We start from the raw sequence: 17,710 nt of genomic DNA on the forward strand, positions 1-17,710 counted from the left end.
CACGCCATCAGGCGAAGGGGGCGCTGTTGCGATTCGCCACTCCCGATTCCCGATTCTCCAATCAGTTACGCGACTGCAGCTTCGACAGCAAGCGCAGGAACTCGATGTACAGCCACACCAGCGTGACCATCAGGCCGAACGCGCCGTACCACTCCATGTGCTTTGGCGCGCCGTGTTCGACGCCGCTTTCGATGAAGTCGAAGTCCAGCACCAGGTTCAGCGCGGCCACCACGACCACGAACAGGCTGAAGCCGATTCCGATCAGGCCAGAGTCGTGGATGAAGGGAATGCGCACGCCGAAAAAGCCCAGCACGATGGTCGCCAGATACACCAGTGCAATGCCGCCGGTGGCCGCCACCACGCCCAGCTTGAAGTTCTCGGTGGCCTTGATCATGCCGCTGCGGTAGGCGAACAGCAGCGCGAACATGGTGCCGAAGGTCAGCAACACCGCCTGGAATACGATGCCGTTGAAACGCGCCTCGTACACCGCCGAGATCGAACCCAGGAAGAAGCCTTCCACCAGCGCATACAGCGGCGCGGTGACCGGGGCCCAGGTCGGCTTGAAGCTGGTCGCCAGTGCGAATACCAGTCCGCCGATCGCGCCGGCGATCATGTACAGGCGTGCTGCCGGTAGCGGCATGCCATCGGCGCCGATCGATTGCGACCAGGCGAAGGCGGCAGTGAGTACCGCCATCAGCAATAGCAGGCCGGTCTTGTTGACGGTGCCGTTGAGGGTCATCGCCTCACCGTCGCGCGTGACCACCGCGCCGGAGCCCAGGTCGAGGAAGGTGGATTCCCGAAGGGCGGGATTGCCGCTACGCATGCGTATTCTCCATGAATGTAGGTGCCTGCCGACTTGGCGAGCAATTGGGTGTGAGGATACCGGATCGTCCAATTTACACAGAGTGATTGACAGCAAGGCCAATCATTCCCAAAATAGCCGACCTTTCCAGCCTTCGGGATTGAAAGGTCCCGCCGGGGTATAGCGCAGTCTGGTAGCGCGCCTGCTTTGGGAGCAGGATGTCGGGGGTTCGAATCCCTCTACCCCGACCATTCCGAGCTCTTGACGGCGTGGGAATGCGAAGTTCGGTCCGGGCGCCCGTAGCTCAACCGGATAGAGCACCGGCCTTCTAAGCCGGCGGTTACAGGTTCGAGTCCTGTCGGGCGCGCCATCGGCGGTGCGGTAGGAAGTAGGTTTCAGTGGTGGCTGTAGCTCAGCTGGTTAGAGTACTGGATTGTGATTCCAGATGTCGGGGGTTCGAGTCCCCTCAGCCACCCCACTGATTGCAGGAAAAGTTGGACCCGATGCATCGCGGGTGTTGCAACGAGGCAAAAACGCGCATACAATGTGCGACCAGTTTCAGGGCCGTTAGCTCAGTTGGTAGAGCAGTTGACTCTTAATCAATAGGTCCAAGGTTCGAATCCTTGACGGCCCACCAAACAAAAGCACTTAGGCAGCAGCCTAGGTGCTTTTCTTTTTGTGCTGCGGAAAGCGATGGTGCAGGGATTGGCTGCAGCGTTGTCGTCGTCTCGGTCGGTGGCCGCGCAACCGCAGTGACCCTCCCGGCTCGGTGCGATGGATTGCCTGCGTCAGGTGCGCAATCGCCACCGACGGCCGTCTCCGCCCGGATGACGCAGGCGAATGAGGACTGATGTGTCTGGAGTAATGCGGCATTCCATCCTGGGCCAGATTGGCGTCTTCGCGATCGTCGGTCCCCCGCTGGGTGGGCTGCTGGGCCTGGTGCGGTGGAGCCGGCTCGATCTGCAGGCCGTGTTGACGATCGTCGCCTGGTCGTATGCGCTGGTGCTGCCGGTGATTGCCTGTGCTGCCGCGGGATGGCTATGCGCGCGCACCTGCGCCTGGCGGTACCGCGGGCGCCGGCCCAACCCCTTGGTCCACATCGGCATCGGTGCCTCGAGCGGTCTGCTCTCGGCCGGGGTGATGGTGCTGCTGCTGGCGATCATCGGCGGCTGGTCGTGGCTGTCCGATCGCGCGGTGATGCTGACGCTGCTGCAGTGTGGGCTGGCGGCAGGCAGTGCCTGCGCCGCGATCGTCTGGCTGATGTGGTCGCGCCTGACAGGCTCTCCCCGGGCCGGGGGATAGGCCACCAGCGCTCCCCAGGATGCGCAGGAAGACGTTCCCTGTTGCGTCGGGCGGCGCTTTCGATACGCCTGCTGGTGATGCGCTGCGATGCGCAAGGCAGCTGCGGGCAACGGCAGCCGTGGTCGCCTTACGGCAATGCAGCGGGCGCGGGCGGCTGGCTTTGCTGCATGCGCGGAAATGCCAGCGTAAAACACGCGCCCTGGCCGGGCGCCGAGGTCACTTCGACAAAGCCGCCCGCCTGGCAGACCGCGCTGTACACCTGTGCCAGCCCCAGGCCCGCGCCTTTGTCGGCATCCTTGGTGGTGAAATACGCTTCGAACAGATGCGCCTGCACGTGTGCATCCATGCCATGCCCGTTGTCGGCCACGGCAATGGTGACGTAGTGCCCGGCCGGCCTGGCCAGGTTGGCCTGTTCCTCGGCGACCACGGTGTCGCCGGTCTCCACGCGGATGACGTCGCCCCGTCGGCAGGCATCGCGGGAGTTGATCACCAGGTTCAAGATGGCGCGTTCCACCGTGTGGCGATCGACCATGGCGCAGCATCCACCTTCGGCGGTGCGCAGCTGCAGCTGCAGGTCTGCGCCGATCACCTGTTCAAGCAATGGGCCGAGCTGTTCGGTCAGGGCGGCCAGATCCACCGATTCCGGGCTATACGGATACTGCCGGGAAAAGCCGACCAGACGCTGGGCCATGACCGAGCCATGTTGAAGCGCCGCATCGGCCACGCCCAACAGCTTGGCGTCGTGCGCGTCGATCCTGGCGCGCCGTACCACCAGGTCGATGGCCGAGGTGGCCGCCTGCAGGACGTTGTTCAAATCGTGCACGACGCCGGCCAGCAGCTGTCCCACCGCTTCGCCTTTTTGCGCCTGCTCGGAAATCTTTTCGGCAGCGCCTTGCGCGGCGCGCGCGATGTCCAGATCGCCTTCGATGCGCTCTTGCAGGTCGCGCAGGCTGTGCAGCTCGGTCGACAGCGAATGTTCGCGCGCGCGTGCCAGCCGCAGCGCGCCGTTGGAGAACGCGCGCTCTGCCGCCAGGGTCGAATCCAGCGTGCGGAAGGCAATCTCCAGCGCTCGGCGGTCGGAGATGTTCTTGCTCACGGCCAGGATCGCTTCGACCTTGCCAAGCGCATCGAACAGCGGGCTGGTGACGACCTGCCAGATCTGGCGCACGCCGGCGAAGTTCACGTTGGCAGCTTCGAATTCCTGGATCGAACCGGCGCGGGAGCCGGCGATCGCCGCGTCCACCAGCTCGGCCGCTTCCGGTGGCCACAGTTCGCGCCATGTCCGCGCGATCAGCTGATCCTGGTGGCTGGCACCCAATTCGGTCAGGCCATTGACGTTGATCGCGGTAATCCGCCCGTCGAGGTCGATCTCCTTGATGCAATCGCGGGACAACGCCACGATTTGCCGATACCGATCTCTCATCGCGATGACTGCCTCTCAGGTGTTAACGGAATTTTAGCTAATCTCGGCTTTACCCAACGCTAGCGGAGCAAACCAGGGGCGCGCGCAGGTGATGCCTCGCATAATGAATGCGTTTACCGTCGGCGCGCCGGGTGGGGCATCGGCTGGGGTCAGTTTGCCCGCACCGGCAGGCGGCATCCATTCGCGGCCAATGGGCGGCATCATTACGCCCGCGATGCTTTTTCTTTGCCGGCATCCCTGCAACAATGGCCGGGCAACTGCAGCATCGCGAAAGTGGCGGAATTGGTAGACGCACCAGATTTAGGTTCTGACGCCGCAAGGCGTGGGGGTTCGAGTCCCCCCTTTCGCACCATGCAGTGCGGCCGTGTGTCGTCCGGCCGCTTTCAGCCATAGGCCTGGCGCCTCTGCCTTGCGCGCTGCGGTGACGCGTATTCCGCTGGCAGCGGCCGCCATTATCGGCGAAACTACAAGGCTCGGCGGCTTTCTCGCCATCCGTCAACCCGCATCTTCCATCTCGTGCCGACGCTTGTGCAGTCGGTGGCAGGAGTCAACATGCAAGCATCGATCGAATCCACCGGCAATCTGGAACGCCGCCTGACCTTCACCCTGCCACAGGAGCGCCTGGAGACGCATGTCGGTGGCCGCCTGCGCGAACTCGCGCGTACCACGCGCATCAAGGGTTTCCGCCCGGGCAAGGTGCCCACCAAGGTCATCGAGCAGCGCTTCGGTCAGCAGGTGCGTGCCGAGGCGATGGAAGGCCTGCTGCGTGAGACCTTCGACTCGGCAGTCCGCGAGCATTCGCTGCGCCTGGCCGGCAACCCGCGCATCGATCAGGGCGAGAGCGATTTCGACTTCGTCGCCACCTTCGAAGTGGTGCCGGATTTCGGTGATATTGACGTGGCCAAGCTGTCGGTGGTGCGTCATACCGCCGAGGTGACCGATGCCGACATCGACCAGATGATCGAGAACCTGCGCCTGCAGCGCCGCACCTGGAACCCGGTCGAGCGTGGCGCGCAGGTCGGTGATCTGGTGTCGCTGGAGACCTGGTCGCAGGCCGGCGACGAGCGTCTGCCCGCCGAGGGCGTGGAGACCGGCAGCAGCGTGCTGGGCTCGGGCGTGATGTTCGACCAGATCGAAAAGGGCCTGGAAGGTCTGGCCAAGGGCGAAGACAAGACCCTGACCATCGACTTCCCGGCCGAGTGGCGCGTGCCCCAGCTGGCCGGCAAGACCGTGCAGGTGCACGTCAAGGCGGTCGAGGTCTCCGAGCCGGTGCTGCCGGTGGTGGACAAGGAGTTCATCAAGAGCTTCGGCGTGAAGAGTGGCGATGCCGAGCAGTTCCGCGCCGACATCCGCATCAACCTGGAGCGCGAGCTCAAGGGCGCGCTGATGAACCGCCTGCGTCGCGAAGTGGGCGAGCAGCTGATCGCCGCCTATGCGCACGTGGAGATGCCGCCGCGACTGGTCGAGAACGAAGCCCGTTCGATGCTGGCACAGCAGGTCGAGCAGGTCCGTCGCAGCGGCCGCAACCCGGGAGAGATCCCCGCCGATGCCCATCAGGGGTTCATGGATGCGGCGGCCAAGCGCGTGCTGGTCGGTCTGCTGGTGGGCGAGGTGGCCCGTCGCAACGAGCTGCGCCTGGAATCCAAGCGCGTCAGCGAAACGCTGCGTCTGATCGCTTCGACCTACGAAGAGCCGGAACAGGTCATTGAGATGTACCGCAACGACCCCCAACTGATGAGTGGACTGCAGAGCCGTGTCATGGAAGAGCAGGTGATCGACTGGATCGCCGAGCGCGCCCAGCACACCGAGCAGTCGCTGTCGTTCCAGGACGCCATTCGGGTCTAAGGTAAGCGACCGCGTGACACCAACCCGCATCCCGATGGCTGGGATGCGGATGTCAAACCCGGGCATCGGCGCACGCCGCTGCCACTACAGGAAGACTGATGAGCATTGTGACCAAAGCCCTGAACCTGGTGCCGATGGTGGTCGAACAGACCAGCCGCGGCGAGCGTGCGTATGACATCTACTCGCGTCTGCTGAAGGAGCGTCTGATCTTCCTGGTCGGTCCGATCGACGACCACATGGCCAACGTGATCGTGGCCCAGTTGCTGTTCCTGGAAGCCGACAACCCGGAAAAGGACATCAGCATCTACATCAACTCGCCAGGTGGCGTGGTCACTGCCGGCATGGCGATCTACGACACCATGCAATACATCAAGCCGGACGTGAGCACCATCTGCGTCGGCCAGGCCGCCTCGATGGGCGCGCTGCTGCTGGCATCGGGTGCGGCCGGCAAGCGCTATGCGCTGCCGAATTCGCGCGTGATGATCCACCAGCCGCTGGGTGGCTTCCAGGGCCAGGCCACCGATATCGACATCCACGCGCGCGAGATCCTGACCTTGCGTTCGCGCCTGAACGAGATCCTGGCCAAGCACACCGGCCAGTCCCTGGAGACCATTGCGCGCGACACCGAGCGCGACAACTTCAAGAGCGCGGTCGATGCGCAGGCCTATGGCCTGGTCGACCAGGTGCTGGAACGCCGTCCGGAAGAGTCGATCCAGCCGTCTTGATCGCCAGATTGCTGAAATTGCAGGAAAAACCGGCAGGGTCGGGCTGGGCGGATGTCCTCCCGACCCTGTGCTATTCTCGAAATCGAACCCCCGTGCATCGGGTGGGGTAACTGGGTAACAGAAGCATGAGCGAAGACCGCCAAGGTCGTTCCGGCGACAGCAACAAGATTCTCTACTGCTCGTTCTGCGGTAAGAGTCAGCATGAAGTCCGCAAGCTGATTGCCGGTCCCAGCGTATTCATCTGCGATGAGTGCGTGGAGCTGTGCAACGACATCATCCGCGAGGAACTCGAAGAGAAGGCGCAGTCGGCACGTTCCAGCCTGCCCAAGCCGCGCGAGATCCTCGAGGTGCTGGATCAATACGTGATCGGGCAGTTGCGCGCCAAGCGCACGCTCGCCGTGGCGGTGTACAACCACTACAAGCGTATCGAGAGCCGCAGCCGCAACGATGACGTCGAGCTGGCGAAATCCAACATCCTGCTGGTCGGCCCGACCGGTTCGGGCAAGACGCTGCTGGCCGAAACGCTGGCGCGGCTGCTCAATGTGCCGTTCACGATCGCCGATGCCACCACGCTGACCGAAGCCGGCTATGTCGGCGAGGACGTGGAAAACATCATCCAGAAGCTGCTGCAGAAGTGCGATTACGATGTCGAAAAGGCCCAGCAGGGCATTGTCTACATCGACGAAATCGACAAGATCTCGCGCAAGAGCGAAAACCCGTCGATCACCCGCGACGTGTCCGGCGAAGGCGTGCAGCAGGCGCTGTTGAAGCTGATCGAAGGCACGGTGGCCTCGGTACCGCCGCAGGGCGGCCGCAAGCATCCGCAGCAGGAATTCCTGCAGGTCGACACCAAGAACATCCTGTTCATCTGCGGCGGTGCATTCGCCGGACTGGACAAGGTGATTCAGCAGCGTTCCAACGATGCCGGCGGCATTGGCTTCGGTGCCAAGGTCAAGAGCAGCGAGCGCAAGCAGGAAGTCGGCAAGATCCTGGCCGAGGTCGAGCCGGAAGATCTGATCAAGTTCGGCCTGATTCCCGAGTTCGTCGGTCGCCTGCCGGTGGTCGCCACGCTCGAGGAACTGGACGAGCCGGCGCTGATCAAGATCCTGACCGAGCCGAAGAACGCCATCACCAAGCAGTTCAAGAAGTTGTTCGACATGGAAGGCGTGGAACTGGAGTTCCGCCCGGACGCCCTGTCTGCGATCGCCAAGAAGGCGCTCAAGCGCAAGACCGGCGCGCGTGGTCTGCGCACCATCGTCGAATCGGTGCTGCTGGACACGATGTACGAGCTTCCCTCGCAGGAAAATGTCAGCAAGGTGGTGGTGGACGAGTCGGTGATCGAGCACAAATCCGAGCCGTACCTGATCTACCAGGCGCAGCCGGCTCCGGCCAAGGCAGCGTCCGGCGATTGAGTCCCTGAGGCCGCTTCGCCGGGCCCTGGCCTCGCTCGCGGATAAAGGGTTTCCGAACGCTACTTGCAACACCTCGCCGATGGCCCCATAACGGGGCCATCGGCTTTTTTTACGCCCAAAACCCCCATTCCTGCGGAGCGCCCCATGGCCCAGTCCCAATCAGAAGTTCTCGATCTGCCGGTGTTGCCGCTACGCGACGTGGTGGTCTTTCCGCACATGGTGATTCCGCTGTTCGTCGGCCGTGACAAGTCGATGCGCGCGCTGGAAAAAGCCATGGAAGCGGACAAGCGCATCCTGCTGGTCGCGCAGAAGTCGGCCGAAACCGACGACCCGGCCGCCAGCGACCTGTATACCGTCGGCACGCTCGCGCAGGTGCTGCAGCTGCTCAAGCTGCCCGACGGCACCATCAAGGTGCTGGTCGAAGGCCTGTCGCGGGTCACTGTCGACAAGGTCGTCGAGCTGGATGGTGCGCTGCAGGGTCAGGGCATCGAAATCGAAGCCAGCGACGCGCGTGAGCCGCGCGAAGTGGAGGCCATTGCGCGTTCGCTGATGTCGCTGTTCGAGCAGTACGTCAAGACCAATCGCAAGCTGCCGCCGGAGTTGCTGCAGACCCTGGCCGGTATCGACGAGCCGGGCCGTCTGGCCGACACCATCGCCGCGCACATCGGCGTGCGCCTGGCCGACAAGCAGCGCCTGCTGGAAATCACCGAGATCGGCGAGCGGCTGGAGTTGCTGGTCGGGCTGGTGGACGGCGAAATCGACGTGCAGCAGCTGGAAAAGCGCATCCGCGGCCGCGTCAAGTCGCAGATGGAAAAGAGCCAGCGCGAGTACTACCTCAACGAGCAGATGAAGGCGATCCAGAAGGAGCTGGGCGATCTGGACGATGCGCCGGGCGAGCTGGAAGAACTGGCGCGCAAGATCGCCGAGGCGGGCATGCCCAAGCCGGTCGAGACCAAGGCCAAGGCCGAGCTCAACAAGCTCAAGCAGATGTCGCCAATGTCTGCGGAAGCGGCCGTGGTTCGCAACTATCTGGACTGGCTGCTGGGTGTGCCGTGGAAGAAGCGCACCAAGGTCCGCAAGGACCTGAAGGTCGCCGAGGACACGCTGGATGCCGACCACTATGGCCTGGACAAGGTCAAGGAGCGCATTCTCGAGTACCTGGCGGTGCAGTCGCGCGTGAAGCAGATGAAGGGGCCGATCCTGTGCCTGGTCGGGCCGCCGGGCGTGGGCAAGACCTCGCTGGGCCAGTCGATCGCCAAGGCCACCAACCGCAAGTTCGTGCGCATGAGCCTGGGCGGTATCCGCGACGAGGCCGAGATCCGTGGCCATCGCCGGACCTACGTTGGTTCGATGCCCGGCCGCCTGGTGCAGAACCTCAACAAGGTCGGCAGCAAGAATCCGCTGTTCCTGCTCGACGAGATCGACAAGATGTCGATGGATTTCCGTGGCGACCCGTCCTCGGCGCTGCTGGAGGTGCTCGATCCGGAACAGAACAACTCCTTCAACGACCACTACCTGGAAGTGGACCTGGACCTGTCGGAGGTGATGTTCGTCGCCACCTCCAACTCGCTCAATATTCCGGGGCCGTTGCTGGACCGCATGGAAGTCATCCGCATCCCCGGTTACACCGAGGATGAGAAGCTCAACATCGCCATGCGCTACTTGGTGCCCAAGCAGATCAAGGCAAACGGCCTGAAGCCGGAAGAGATCGAGATCGGCAGCGATGCGATCCAGGACATCGTGCGTTACTACACACGCGAATCCGGTGTGCGTAACCTCGAGCGCGAAGTGGCCAAGATCTGCCGCAAGGTGGTCAAGGAAATCGCTCTTGCCGGTCCGCAGCTCGTTGCCAAGAAGGTGCCTGCCAAGAAGGGCACGCCCAAGGCGCTGGTCACGGTCAATGCGAAGAACCTCGACAAGTACCTGGGTGTGCGTCGCTTCGATTTCGGCCGTGCCGAAGAGGAAAACGAAATCGGCCTGGTGACCGGCCTGGCCTGGACCGAGGTCGGCGGTGAACTGCTGCAGGTCGAGTCCACGCTGGTGCCGGGCAAGGGCAACCTGATCCTGACCGGTCAGCTTGGCAACGTCATGAAGGAATCGGCATCGGCTGCGCTGTCGGTGGTGCGTTCGCGCGCCGAGCGCCTGGGCATCGATGTGGATTTCCTGCAGAAGCAGGACGTGCACGTGCACGTGCCCGATGGCGCGACACCGAAGGACGGCCCGAGCGCCGGTATCGCGATGGTGACCTCGCTGGTGTCGGTGTTGACCCGTGTGCCGATCCGCGCCGATGTGGCGATGACCGGCGAGATCACGCTGCGCGGTCGCGTGTCGGCGATCGGTGGCTTGAAGGAGAAGTTGCTGGCCGCGTTGCGCGGCGGCATCCGCACCGTGCTGATCCCCGACGAGAACCGCAAGGATCTTGCCGACATCCCGGCCAATGTCACGCGTGACCTGGAGATCGTGCCGGTCAAGTGGATCGACGAAGTATTGGACCTTGCATTGGAGCGTCCGTTGGCACCGAAGAAGGCGAGCAAGGAAAAGGTCCGCAAGACCGCCTCGCGGGTTGCGGTTCGCGGCAAGTCACGCACTACTCCGGGTGCCCGCGTCAAGCACTAAAACCGCTTGTCTAAACCCAGGCGAAACAAGCCAAAACCCGCGTCGTTATTGGGTTTTGGCTTGCGTGCGGTTGGGGGCGCTGGTATAAATGCACGACTCGTGGGCGCGGCAAATTGTGATGCGTCACGCGATACCACTTGTGTCGGGTTCTTCGCTAACGGCAAGAGCGCCGATTGTCGATTCCGCGGCATCTGCCGCAAAGGGAGTTTCAAGAATGAATAAAACCGAATTGATCGATGGCGTTGCCGCTGCCGCTGACATCTCCAAGGCTGAGGCCGGCCGTGCTGTTGACGCGGTTGTGAGCGAAATCACCAAGGCGCTGAAGAAGGGCGATGCCGTCACCCTCGTTGGCTTTGGCACCTTCCAGGTCCGCGCGCGCGCTGAGCGTACCGGCCGCAATCCGAAGACCGGCGACAGCATCAAGATCGCTGCTTCGAAGAATCCTGCGTTCAAGGCTGGCAAAGCCCTGAAGGATGCAGTAAACTAATCGACTCGCTAGGGTGCTTAGCTCAGCGGTAGAGCGTCTCCCTTACACGGAGAGGGTCGGGGGTTCGAAACCCTCAGCACCCACCATTAAGCACCAGGCAACTGTTTCAAGCGCGGAGCGGTAGTTCAGCTGGTTAGAATGCTGGCCTGTCACGCCGGAGGTCGCGGGTTCGAGTCCCGTCCGCTCCGCCAGTTACACCGAAGCCCCTGAGCGATTGGGGGCTTCGTCATTCTTCACCGCATTCGCAATGCGGTTGCGGTGAAGAAGCAGAAGTCCAAGTTTAAAGCGGAGCGGTAGTTCAGCTGGTTAGAATGCTGGCCTGTCACGCCGGAGGTCGCGGGTTCGAGTCCCGTCCGCTCCGCCAGTTATACAAGGCCCCCGGCGTCATGCCGGGGGCTTTTTTTTGCGGCCATGGCGGTCATTACGCATCGAAAGCCATGCCGTAACCCGGTGCAGTGCGGGATTGGGCTGGGTGCCCGGCGTCAGGCGCGTTACACTGCGCGGCTCGCCCACAGGCCGTGATTTGCCAATGCTGCAGAAACTTCGCGACAAGACGTCAGGCTGGATCGCTACCGCCATCCTGGGGTTGCTGATGATTCCGTTCCTGTTCGTCATCGACAACAGCTACCTCGGCGGCATTGGCGCCAATAACGTGGCCAAGGTACAGGCACCACCGACATGGTGGAAATCGGCACCGTCCTGGTGGCCGGTGTCGCTGCTGTGGCAGCACCATGAAATCAGTACGCAGGATTTCCGCGCACGCTTCGAGCAGGCGCGCATGCAGGAGCGGCAGCGCCAGGGCGAGAAATTCGATCCACGCACGTTCGAATCCCGCGAGAACAAGTTGCAGGTGCTCGACCAGCTGGTCGACGAGCAAGTCGTGCGTCTGGGCGCCGAAGATGCCGGCATCGTGATCGGCGATGCGACGGTACGCGATTACATCGCCGGCATTCAGGCGTTCCAGGTCGATGGCAAGTTCAGCCCCGACCAGTACCGCGCGGCCCTTGCGCAAGGCACGCCGCCGCGCACGCCGGCGCAGTTCGACGCACTGGTGCGCGACAGCTTGCAGCAGTCGGTCATTCCGCAGGCGATTGCCGAGTCGGGCTTTGCGACCAAGGCCGAGTTCGAGCGCCTGCTCAAGCTCATGGGCGAAACGCGTGACGTGCAACTGGCGATGCTGCCGCCGCCGGCCACCGATACCGCCCCGGTCAGCGATGCGCAGATCAAGCAGTGGTACGACGGGCATACCCAGGATTTCCGTCAGCCGGAGACGGTGACGATCGAGTATGTCGAGCTCGATGCCGCCAAGTTGCCGCCGGCAACCGCCGCTGACGAGGCGACGCTGCGCAAGCGCTACGACGAAGAGAAGGCACGCTTTGTGGAGCCGGATCAGCGTCTGGCATCGCACATCCTGATCAGCGCCGGTAGCGATCCCGCCGCGCAGAAGGCCGCTGAGGAAAAGGCGGCCAAGTTGGCCGCACAAGCCAAGCAGCCGGGTGCCGATTTCGCCGCGTTGGCCAAGGCCAATTCGCAGGACCCCGGTTCCAAGGGTGCCGGTGGCGACCTGGGATGGGTCGAGAAGGGCACGATGGTCAAGCCGTTCGAAGATGCCTTGTTCGCGATGAAGGCTGGCGAGGTGGTCGGCCCGATCAAGAGCGAGTTCGGCTACCACGTGATCCAGTTGCGCGAGGTCAAGGGCGGCCAGGGCAAGTCGTTCGAGCAGGTGCGCGACCAGCTCGCCGCCGAGCAGCTCAAGGCCGATGCCGACAAGGCGTTTGCGGATGTGAGCGGCAAGCTGGTGGATCAGGTCTACAAGAATCCCACCGCGCTGGAGCCTGCAGCCAAGCAGGTCGGTCTGCCGGTGCAGACGCTGGGCCCGTTCTCGCGCGCCGATGCTAGCGGAATCGCGGCCAACCCGGCGGTGCTGCGCGCGGCATTTTCCGAGACACTGGTACAGGACGGCACGGTGAGTGATCCGATCACCATCGCGCCAAACCACAGCGTGGTGTTGCGCGTGACCAACCACACCGCCGAGGCGGCCTTGCCGCTGGACAAGGTGCGCGACAAGGTGATCGCGGCGGTCCATGCGGACCGCACCGAAAAGGCGGCCGCGGCGGCTGCCGATGCCTTGCTGGCACGGGTGCAGAAGGGCGAGACCCTGCAGGCGCTGGCCGCGAGCGAAAAGTTGCAGGTGCAGCCGATCCCGGGCTTGCCGCGCACTGCGCCGATTCCGACGCCGGCGGCAAACCGCGCAATCTTCAGCGCGCCGCGTCCGAGCGAAGGCAAGCCGTCGGTGGGCAAGGTGGAACTGGATGGCGGGCGCTTTGCGGTCTTCGTCATCAGCAAGGCGACTCCGGGCGATCTGAAGCAGATGCCGGCCGAGCAGCAGACCATGCTGCGCGAGCAGCTGAGCCAGATCGACGGCAACAACGCGGCGCAGGCCTACGTCAAGGAAATGCGCAAGCGCTACAAGATCCAGATCGAAGAGGCGCAGCTGTAACAGCTGCTCTTGGACTGGAGGAGAAAGAGCCCGGGTGACCGGGCTTTTTCTTTGGCCGATGCCGCAGGTCGCTGCCCGCTTTCCCTGCGGGGCGCTGCGTCATCCGGCTGCCGGCGTGACTGCGAGGCCGTGGTCGCATGGAGCCGGGCGCATGGCGGCAACCGAGCTCAGGTTCTGCGCGGCGTTACCGGTTGGCTGCATGTCCGCCGGACGTGCGGGCTGGCCAGGTCGGGACTGCGGGTGGCAGCCGCGACGACGTGCATGATTCAGCGTGCTGATCTGCCAGACCAGGAAGTGCCGGGGGTCGGTTTGCGCAGTTGGCGCCGTGGCGGAAGACTACCTGCGTGGGGTTGGTAACTGGCACTGCAGGCGCGCAATCAACGGCGATGTCCGGTTGGCTTGCAGCGATGACGGGGCCAGTCGACCGCGAGCATGCCCGCTCTCGATCCCGTCCGGGTTTTCTATTCCGCTAGGCCTCGCTGCAGCCACGCAAGCGACGGGCAAATGTCAGAGGCTCGGTTCGCATCCGGCCTCCGTCCGGGCAGCGCGGCATGGGTCTTCCGCGTGTGCAATGTCGAATCAAGCGAGCATCGCTGGGGCGGTAGCCGTCAGCGGCGCGGGAAGCAGGCCGGTCGCGTCAGCGTGCGTCGTCGAACGACAACACCATGCCGGGCTTCAGCACGGCGCGCTTGTCCAGGCCATTGCTGGTGAGCAGGGTGGTGACGGTGACGCCGTAGCGACGTGCGATGGCCCAGGCGGATTCGCCATTGCGCACCGTATGCGTGGTGCGCGCTTGCGGCCTGGATGCCTTCGTCGCTGCGGTGGCAACGACCGTGGGAGCGTCAGCGCTGTGGTCCGCAAGGCTGTCCGTTTCGGCGGATGCGACCACAGTGCCTGTCGCGCCCGGCTGTGCGGGTGCGATCGGGGCGAGCACGTGCACGCCGCGCGGTGCGGCGCGCGCGCTGGCCAGCGCCGGATTCAGGCGGGCCAGCAGTTCCGGCTCGATGGCACGTTGTCCCGCAAAGGCGTTGAGGCTGGTGCCGGCCGGCAACGCGTGTTCGGTGAGTACTGGCACCGGACGGTCGAGCGAGCTCAGCAGATTGCCTTGCTGCTGTGCATGGTCGAGCACACAGGCGAGTGCGTGCAGCTTTTCCACATATTCATAGGTGACCTTGGACATGCCGGGCAACTCGGACGGGCGGGCATTCTGCGCGTTCATGCCGGCACTGCGCATGGCCTGCAGCACGCGATACTCGCCGGCGTTGTAGGCCATCAGGGCCAGGCGCCAATCGCCACCGAACATGCCATACAGCGTCTTGAGATAGCGCACCGCCGCCGTGGTGGAATCCACTGCCGAGAGCCGACCGTCGTACTGCGCGCCGACCGGGACATGATGGTTGCGGGCAGTGGTGGCGATGAACTGCCAGAGGCCGGCCGGGCCGCTGCCGTTGCGCGCTCCTGGACGATAACCGCTTTCGACGAACGGAATCAGCGCAAATTCGGTCGGCATGTCCGCTTCGCGTAGTTCATCGACCACGTAGCCGAACAGCGGCAACACATCCTGCGCGTCGTCGGCCAGACGGGCCGGTGCACGCGAGAAGTGTTGTTCCCAGCGCGTATCGCTATGGTCGCTGTCGCAGCCAGGGTCGGCGCGGCCGTCCAGAAACGAGGAAAAGATCTCCCTGCCATTGCGCACCTCGGGTGCGACGGTCTGGGTGATCGAGCTCTGTGCGGGGGTGAGGCGGCTTGCGTCGTTGGACGATGCGGCTGCAGGTGCTATGACCGCCGATGCGGCCAGCACTGCCAGAAGCAGGCGCCTCATGCGCGAAATTCGTCTTTCCAGCGCCGAAGTTCGGCGAAAACGTCAACTTCAGAGGAAAGTGCGCCGGCTGCACGCGATGCTACTGCGGCACGGATTTCAGGACTGCTGGTGCGTAGGAAAGGATTGGTGGCCAGTTCACTCTTGAGCGAAATCGGCAGGGTAGGACGGGCTGCTTGACGCATGGCCTGGGCTTCCTGTTGACGGCGCTGCAAGGCAGCGTTGGTGGGATCGACGTGCAGCGCAAAGGTCGCGTTGGCCAACGTGTATTCGTGGCCGCAACACACAAGCGTTTCGCCGGGCAGGGAGGCCAGGCGCTGTAACGCGTCGAACATCTGAGGAGCGGTACCTTCGAACATCCGCCCACAGCCTAGGCTGAACAGGGTATCACCGCTGAACAGATGGTGGTCGGTGACGAAGGCGATGTGGCTGCGGGTATGGCCCGGCACGTCCAGTATATCGAAATGGGTGCCAAGCAGGCTCAAGCGCTCGCCCTGGCCCACGCGGCGCGCGTCTGAGGGGATGCGTTCGTCGGCCGGGCCGTACAGCGCAAGGTCCGGCCAACGCTGCTGCAGCGCTTCCACGCCGCCGATGTGGTCGGCATGGTGGTGGGTCAACAGGACTGCGCAGGGACGGAAGCCGTCGCGCTCCGCGGCGGCGAACACCGGCTCGGCCTGGCCCGGATCGACGATGACCGCGCGGCCATCGGTGGCGACCAGCGCCCAGATGTAGTTGTCGTCGAATGCGGGCAGGGCGGTCAGTCGCATAGAATTGGGACCATGCCTGTCACGCCATTCTCCCGTCAAGCTGGCGTCTCATCCTGGTTTGAAACAGGTGCAGGGCGCAGCCTGCTCCAGCTGGAGCGCCGATTGGCGCTTGCAGCGCTGCAGACGCGCCCGTCGCAGCCCTGGCTGTGGCTGACGCCGACTACCGAGTTGCCGCCGCGCGAGGTCCTGCAGGGGCGCGGGCTGCGGCTGTCTCGCAGCGCTGGCCGCTTTGTCGGCGACGCATGTTGCGCCATGCCGTTTCCGTTGCCGACCGAAAGCCTGCAGGCCATCGTGGTGCAGCATGCAGTGGTGGGCGGCGCGGCGGACTTCCTGGCCGAATGCGAGCGGTTGCTGATGCCGGGCGGGCGGCTATGGCTGTTCGCGCTCAATCCGCTGAGCCCGTACCGCTTTCGCTGGGCACGGCGTGGTCCGGTGGCGTTGCGGCCGGATCGCTGGCGGTTGCTGGCGCAGCGTGCGGGCTTGCAATGCGTGCAGACCGAGCGCTATCTGGGACCGATCTGGCGCACCGGGCGTGGCGCGGCCGACATCGATGGCGCACCCTGGCGCGCGGTGTATCTGCTCGAGGTGGAAAAGCGCGCCGCAGCGTCGATCGGGCCGACCCCGATCGCGATGCCCTCGCGCTGGCCGCAGCCCGTGGCCACGATCTGACTACCGACCACTTTCCAAACACCAGAACCTGATGAAATCCATTGAAGTGCATACCGACGGCTCCTGCCTCGGCAATCCCGGGCCGGGCGGTTGGGCGGCCTTGTTGCGTTACAACGGCCGCGAGAAGGAACTGTCCGGCGGCGAAGCCACCTCCACCAACAACCGCATGGAATTGATGGCGGCGATCATGGCGCTGGAAACGCTCACCGAGCCGTGCCAGATCGTGCTGCATACCGACTCGCAATACGTGCGCCAGGGCATTACCGAGTGGATGTCCGGCTGGGTGCGCCGCGGCTGGAAGACGGCCGGCGGCGACCCGGTCAAGAACCGTGAACTGTGGGAGCGGCTGCATGCGGCCACGCAACGTCACCGCATCGATTGGCGCTGGGTGAAAGGCCACAATGGCGACCCGGACAACGAGCGCGTCGACGTGCTCGCCCGCAATCAGGCCATCGCCCAGCGCGGTGGCAGCGCAACCGCGTAAGCAAGAGGATTCATGCGTCAGATCATTCTCGATACCGAAACCACCGGCCTGGAATGGCGCAAGGGCAACCGCGTCGTCGAAATTGGTGCGGTGGAGCTGCTGGAGCGGCGCCCGAGCGGCAACAACTTCCATCGCTACCTGAAGCCCGATTGCGACTTCGAACCCGGTGCGCAGGAAGTGACCGGGTTGACCCTGGAGTTCCTGGCCGACAAGCCGCTGTTTGCCGATGTGGTCGAGGAGTTCCTGGCCTACATCGACGGCGCGGAGCTGATCATCCACAACGCCGCGTTCGATCTGGGATTCCTGGACAACGAGCTGTCGCTGCTGGGCGACGACTACGGCCGTATCGTCGATCGCACCACCGTGGTGGATACCTTGATGATGGCGCGCGAGCGCTATCCGGGGCAGCGCAACTCGCTGGATGCCTTGTGCAAGCGCCTGGGCGTGGACAACTCGCATCGCCAGTTGCATGGCGCCTTGCTCGATGCGCAGATCCTGGCCGATGTGTATATCGCACTGACCTCGGGCCAGGAAGAAATCGGCTTTGCCAGTGCCGATACCGGCCAGCGCAGCGAGCACGGCGAGGGCATGATCACCTTCGATCCGGCGCTGCTGTTGCCGCGCGCACGGGTGGTGGTAACCGCCTCGGAGTCGCAGGCGCACGAGGCGCGCCTGGCGTATCTGCGCAAGAAGGCTGGGCGCGCGTTGTGGGATGCGCCGGTCGAAGAGGTGACTGCTGCCGGGTAGTGCGGCTTTCGGCAACTGGTGTCCTGCTGTCGCGCGGCGGGCGATGTGGTGGGAGTGCAGTGCGCAGTTGGTGCCGGCGAGGCCGCGAAATACGCGCCCGGAATGGCTACCG

14 protein-coding genes and 8 tRNA genes are annotated in these 17,710 nt (G+C 64.1%); 18 read left to right on the forward strand and 4 right to left on the reverse strand.

Annotated elements, in window-relative coordinates:
- Window positions 1-61: 61 nt before the first annotated feature.
- A complete protein-coding gene (locus EO170_RS03215; RefSeq protein ID WP_126942421.1) occupies window positions 62-823 on the reverse strand; it encodes a Bax inhibitor-1/YccA family protein in 762 nt (253 codons plus the stop codon).
- A 153-nt stretch (window positions 824-976) separates the two neighbouring features.
- Between EO170_RS03215 and EO170_RS03220 the strand changes: the two genes are divergently transcribed.
- The 5 genes from EO170_RS03220 to EO170_RS03240 all read left to right on the forward strand — a co-directional run bounded on the left by EO170_RS03220 (window position 977) and on the right by EO170_RS03240 (window position 2,104).
- Window positions 977-1,053, forward strand: a tRNA-Pro gene (locus EO170_RS03220).
- Window positions 1,054-1,095: 42 nt separating this feature from the next.
- A tRNA-Arg gene (locus EO170_RS03225) sits at window positions 1,096-1,172 on the forward strand.
- Window positions 1,173-1,203: 31 nt separating this feature from the next.
- Window positions 1,204-1,280, forward strand: a tRNA-His gene (locus tag EO170_RS03230).
- A gap of 83 nt (window positions 1,281-1,363) precedes the next feature.
- Window positions 1,364-1,439: transfer RNA gene (locus EO170_RS03235), tRNA-Lys, on the forward strand.
- A gap of 227 nt (window positions 1,440-1,666) precedes the next feature.
- Window positions 1,667-2,104, forward strand: a complete 438-nt coding sequence (locus tag EO170_RS03240; protein WP_126942424.1) for a hypothetical protein — start codon at window positions 1,667-1,669, stop codon at window positions 2,102-2,104.
- A 127-nt stretch (window positions 2,105-2,231) separates the two neighbouring features.
- Here the strand turns inward: EO170_RS03240 and EO170_RS03245 are convergent, their stop codons facing one another.
- The gene (locus EO170_RS03245; RefSeq protein WP_126942427.1) at window positions 2,232-3,527 is read right to left on the reverse strand and encodes a PAS domain-containing sensor histidine kinase; all 1,296 of its coding nucleotides are present in this window, start codon (window positions 3,525-3,527) and stop codon (window positions 2,232-2,234) included.
- Window positions 3,528-3,794: 267 nt separating this feature from the next.
- Between EO170_RS03245 and EO170_RS03250 the strand changes: the two genes are divergently transcribed.
- The 10 genes from EO170_RS03250 to EO170_RS03295 all read left to right on the forward strand — a co-directional run bounded on the left by EO170_RS03250 (window position 3,795) and on the right by EO170_RS03295 (window position 13,112).
- A tRNA-Leu gene (locus EO170_RS03250) sits at window positions 3,795-3,879 on the forward strand.
- 200 nt (window positions 3,880-4,079) lie between these two features.
- Complete coding sequence (gene tig, locus EO170_RS03255) at window positions 4,080-5,372, forward strand: trigger factor (protein WP_126942430.1); 1,293 nt, start codon at window positions 4,080-4,082, stop codon at window positions 5,370-5,372.
- A gap of 98 nt (window positions 5,373-5,470) precedes the next feature.
- Window positions 5,471-6,097 carry an ATP-dependent Clp endopeptidase proteolytic subunit ClpP gene (clpP, locus tag EO170_RS03260; protein WP_002806026.1) on the forward strand — a complete coding sequence of 209 codons (627 nt, stop codon included), beginning with the start codon at window positions 5,471-5,473 and terminating at the stop codon, window positions 6,095-6,097.
- Between the two features lie 125 nt (window positions 6,098-6,222).
- Window positions 6,223-7,509, forward strand: a complete 1,287-nt coding sequence (gene clpX / locus EO170_RS03265; RefSeq protein ID WP_104582306.1) for an ATP-dependent Clp protease ATP-binding subunit ClpX — start codon at window positions 6,223-6,225, stop codon at window positions 7,507-7,509.
- Between the two features lie 144 nt (window positions 7,510-7,653).
- Window positions 7,654-10,125, forward strand: coding sequence for an endopeptidase La (gene lon / locus EO170_RS03270; protein WP_126942433.1), 2,472 nt, complete (start codon window positions 7,654-7,656; stop codon window positions 10,123-10,125).
- A 214-nt stretch (window positions 10,126-10,339) separates the two neighbouring features.
- Entirely contained in the window at window positions 10,340-10,612 is a 273-nt protein-coding gene (locus EO170_RS03275) for an HU family DNA-binding protein (protein ID WP_024938423.1), read from the forward strand.
- An 11-nt stretch (window positions 10,613-10,623) separates the two neighbouring features.
- Window positions 10,624-10,698: transfer RNA gene (locus EO170_RS03280), tRNA-Val, on the forward strand.
- 28 nt (window positions 10,699-10,726) lie between these two features.
- Window positions 10,727-10,803: transfer RNA gene (locus EO170_RS03285), tRNA-Asp, on the forward strand.
- A 96-nt stretch (window positions 10,804-10,899) separates the two neighbouring features.
- A tRNA-Asp gene (locus tag EO170_RS03290) sits at window positions 10,900-10,976 on the forward strand.
- Between the two features lie 165 nt (window positions 10,977-11,141).
- On the forward strand, window positions 11,142-13,112 hold the full coding sequence (locus tag EO170_RS03295; protein WP_126942436.1) for a peptidyl-prolyl cis-trans isomerase: 1,971 nt from the start codon (window positions 11,142-11,144) through the stop codon (window positions 13,110-13,112).
- Window positions 13,113-13,749: 637 nt separating this feature from the next.
- On the opposite strand, the gene EO170_RS03300 is transcribed toward EO170_RS03295, so the two are convergent.
- Window positions 13,750-14,934, reverse strand: a complete 1,185-nt coding sequence (locus tag EO170_RS03300; RefSeq protein WP_126942439.1) for a lytic transglycosylase domain-containing protein — start codon at window positions 14,932-14,934, stop codon at window positions 13,750-13,752.
- Window positions 14,931-15,698 (reverse strand): hydroxyacylglutathione hydrolase, encoded by a 768-nt coding sequence (gene gloB, locus EO170_RS03305; RefSeq protein WP_126942442.1) that lies wholly within the window; start codon window positions 15,696-15,698, stop codon window positions 14,931-14,933. Before gloB ends, EO170_RS03300 begins: the two co-directional genes overlap by 4 nt.
- Window positions 15,699-15,710: 12 nt before the next feature.
- On the opposite strand from gloB, the gene EO170_RS03310 reads away from it, so the two are divergent.
- The 3 genes from EO170_RS03310 to dnaQ are packed head-to-tail and all read left to right on the forward strand — an operon-like array spanning window position 15,711 to window position 17,598.
- Complete coding sequence (locus tag EO170_RS03310; RefSeq protein WP_104582311.1) at window positions 15,711-16,367, forward strand: hypothetical protein; 657 nt, start codon at window positions 15,711-15,713, stop codon at window positions 16,365-16,367.
- Window positions 16,368-16,398: 31 nt separating this feature from the next.
- Window positions 16,399-16,851 (forward strand): ribonuclease HI, encoded by a 453-nt coding sequence (gene rnhA / locus EO170_RS03315; RefSeq protein WP_104560340.1) that lies wholly within the window; start codon window positions 16,399-16,401, stop codon window positions 16,849-16,851.
- A 12-nt stretch (window positions 16,852-16,863) separates the two neighbouring features.
- Window positions 16,864-17,598, forward strand: a complete 735-nt coding sequence (dnaQ, locus tag EO170_RS03320; RefSeq protein WP_126942445.1) for a DNA polymerase III subunit epsilon — start codon at window positions 16,864-16,866, stop codon at window positions 17,596-17,598.
- Window positions 17,599-17,710: the final 112 nt, after the last annotated feature.

Source organism: Xanthomonas sp. BRIP62409, from assembly GCF_003992965.1.
Lineage (GTDB): Bacteria > Pseudomonadota > Gammaproteobacteria > Xanthomonadales > Xanthomonadaceae > Xanthomonas > Xanthomonas euroxanthea.

What these genes read in the sequence shown, in the direction of transcription:
- EO170_RS03215 (WP_126942421.1), bottom strand. Translation starts at nt 823, where the DNA reads ATGCGTAGCGGCAATCCCGCCCTTCGGGAATCCACCTTCCTCGACCTG.
- EO170_RS03240 (WP_126942424.1), top strand. Translation starts at nt 1,667, where the DNA reads ATGCGGCATTCCATCCTGGGCCAGATTGGCGTCTTCGCGATCGTCGGT.
- EO170_RS03245 (WP_126942427.1), bottom strand. Translation starts at nt 3,527, where the DNA reads ATGAGAGATCGGTATCGGCAAATCGTGGCGTTGTCCCGCGATTGCATC.
- tig (WP_126942430.1), top strand. Translation starts at nt 4,080, where the DNA reads ATGCAAGCATCGATCGAATCCACCGGCAATCTGGAACGCCGCCTGACC.
- clpP (WP_002806026.1), top strand. Translation starts at nt 5,471, where the DNA reads ATGAGCATTGTGACCAAAGCCCTGAACCTGGTGCCGATGGTGGTCGAA.
- clpX (WP_104582306.1), top strand. Translation starts at nt 6,223, where the DNA reads ATGAGCGAAGACCGCCAAGGTCGTTCCGGCGACAGCAACAAGATTCTC.
- lon (WP_126942433.1), top strand. Translation starts at nt 7,654, where the DNA reads ATGGCCCAGTCCCAATCAGAAGTTCTCGATCTGCCGGTGTTGCCGCTA.
- EO170_RS03275 (WP_024938423.1), top strand. Translation starts at nt 10,340, where the DNA reads ATGAATAAAACCGAATTGATCGATGGCGTTGCCGCTGCCGCTGACATC.
- EO170_RS03295 (WP_126942436.1), top strand. Translation starts at nt 11,142, where the DNA reads ATGCTGCAGAAACTTCGCGACAAGACGTCAGGCTGGATCGCTACCGCC.
- EO170_RS03300 (WP_126942439.1), bottom strand. Translation starts at nt 14,934, where the DNA reads ATGAGGCGCCTGCTTCTGGCAGTGCTGGCCGCATCGGCGGTCATAGCA.
- gloB (WP_126942442.1), bottom strand. Translation starts at nt 15,698, where the DNA reads ATGCGACTGACCGCCCTGCCCGCATTCGACGACAACTACATCTGGGCG.
- EO170_RS03310 (WP_104582311.1), top strand. Translation starts at nt 15,711, where the DNA reads ATGCCTGTCACGCCATTCTCCCGTCAAGCTGGCGTCTCATCCTGGTTT.
- rnhA (WP_104560340.1), top strand. Translation starts at nt 16,399, where the DNA reads ATGAAATCCATTGAAGTGCATACCGACGGCTCCTGCCTCGGCAATCCC.
- dnaQ (WP_126942445.1), top strand. Translation starts at nt 16,864, where the DNA reads ATGCGTCAGATCATTCTCGATACCGAAACCACCGGCCTGGAATGGCGC.